Annotated in this window: 3 protein-coding genes; all 3 read right to left on the bottom strand. The window is 57.3% G+C overall.

Going from position 1 to position 1645, the window contains the following annotated elements; genetic code table 11:
* Positions 1-93 precede the first annotated feature (93 nt).
* Entirely contained in the window at positions 94-375 is a 282-nt protein-coding gene (locus tag ACF8EA_RS00700; protein WP_209965252.1) for a DUF3077 domain-containing protein, read from the bottom strand.
* A gap of 148 nt (positions 376-523) precedes the next feature.
* Complete coding sequence (locus ACF8EA_RS00695) at positions 524-766, bottom strand: hypothetical protein (protein ID WP_049587650.1); 243 nt, start codon at positions 764-766, stop codon at positions 524-526.
* Positions 767-1237: 471 nt separating this feature from the next.
* Complete coding sequence (locus ACF8EA_RS00690) at positions 1238-1417, bottom strand: hypothetical protein (protein WP_103444605.1); 180 nt, start codon at positions 1415-1417, stop codon at positions 1238-1240.
* Between the last annotated feature and the right edge of the window lie 228 nt (positions 1418-1645).

Raw genomic sequence — 1645 nt, 5'->3', positions numbered from 1 at the left:
ATTTGATAATTGGCCAGTCTCTTGCCCAATAGGTTACGGGGCCGCTTCGCGGCCCTTTCGCAACGCAAGGCGGCTTCCACATTGTGCGAATTTTTACCGTGAGTTGTCCGAGTCTTTCATCATGCCCAACTCGGCATCATCCATCAGCGCCTTGGCCAAGGCGCAGAGATAGTGCGAAGCCCAGATCAGCTGGGGCTTGTCTTCCATCAGGCCGTCCAACGTCATATCCCGAGCGTAACCCATCAGCTCTGATGCCTGTTCCCGCGCACTCTGACAAGGGATGCCGGCTTCTATGCGGAACAGCGGATGGGTCTGGTTTTCACCTTGGTAGAAGGTGGTTTTGCCGACGGTGAATTTGGTTTCTTCTGTGGACATTGTTCAGTTTCCCCAAGATTGCTTCAGCCTGTACGGGCCTATTCGCGGGTGAACCGCTCCTACAGGAGCACGGCAGTCTTCAAGGCTGAGGGAGTGCCTGGGAGGGGATCCGCGAAGAGGCCGGCCCAGGCAGTACATCAGCGACACGTCAATGCATAGTCCGAGGCTCACTGGGCATCTGCACTTGGGCTATTGCGGACTCGAGCAAAGCTCTCAAGGTCTCCAGTTCATGCATTGAGGTCATCATCAAAATCGACGCTGGGGACTTGGGCTGCAGCAGCATTGCCTGATGCACGACAGTTGCAGCGCAAAGCGCGTAATCCGTGGCCTGGATCAGGGTGTCTTCAAGGCAGAGGGACCGGTGGGGTGGATCTGGAACGATCTTGAGCATGGTGAGGCTCCAACGTAGAAGGAGGAGCTACCACGCCATGCCGTCAAGCAATGGGTGGCAGCTGTACGCGGGTTGACGGACCGAGACGTTGGCACTCGGCGCACCACAGGGTGCCCGCACGTACAGCCACCATAAAAGTGTGCACATGAGGACAGCGTCATCGGTCCGTCAAAACCGGTCACTGAATTGGCAGCGACGGATCGAGACTAGGGCTGACTATTTCCATGTGCAACGAAAATCAGGCGCGAGGAGTATCTTTGGGAAATGGCCTACAAGGAAGGGGTAATTTCTGATTTTTTGACCCGCTCCCGTTCCTCAAAACGTCGATAGGAAACATGCGGGCAAAAGAAAGCCCGCCGAGGCGGGCTAAGTACTATCACGTAGGGATAGCTTCATCCTGCCCAAGCCACTGTGAAAATTGGGTGAAAGAAAGGTCCCCATAACGTGATCATCCAGAGGGCCCCGCGCCCTTTAAAGCTCGGCTTTGTGCCGCTGGTGGCGCTGAAAGCGGGTAACCGCGATCTGGACAGCAGCTGCCACGAGGCACAGCAGGCCGACTTTCCAGCTGCCCTCCAGGCCGTAATGCTCGGCGATCTTCCCTGTGATGATGACGCTAACGAAGATGGCGAAAGGCAGAATCAGTTTGTTCATCGGGTGTTCCAGCAGGCTGCAAAGGGCTCGAGTGAATACGCAGTTCACCCAGCGGAAAGGCCGCGATCTTAGCAAATCCGGTTGCGGCGAGTGGAGGGTGCCTGCCATGGGAGGTTTGGTGGCAGTGAGATCGCGCGCCGCCCGCGCGGCGCATCGCGAGCTGCGCTCGCTCCTACGTTTGTTTCGGGCCAGTAATGCCTGTGAGAGGCGCGCGCGACCGCCTTGTTT

Origin of the sequence: Pseudomonas sp. YQ_5 (assembly GCF_043103305.1) — a bacterium.
In the GTDB taxonomy this organism is placed as follows: domain Bacteria; phylum Pseudomonadota; class Gammaproteobacteria; order Pseudomonadales; family Pseudomonadaceae; genus Aquipseudomonas; species Aquipseudomonas putida_Y.
Note: the sequence above shows the minus strand (reverse complement) of the source record. Positions and strands in the feature narration are given on the sequence as shown.

Excerpts from the sequence above, each read along its gene's own strand:
- ACF8EA_RS00695 (WP_049587650.1), bottom strand. The coding sequence starts at position 766 with ATGCTCAAGATCGTTCCAGATCCACCCCACCGGTCCCTCTGCCTTGAA.
- ACF8EA_RS00690 (WP_103444605.1), bottom strand. The coding sequence starts at position 1,417 with ATGAACAAACTGATTCTGCCTTTCGCCATCTTCGTTAGCGTCATCATC.
- ACF8EA_RS00700 (WP_209965252.1), bottom strand. The coding sequence starts at position 375 with ATGTCCACAGAAGAAACCAAATTCACCGTCGGCAAAACCACCTTCTAC.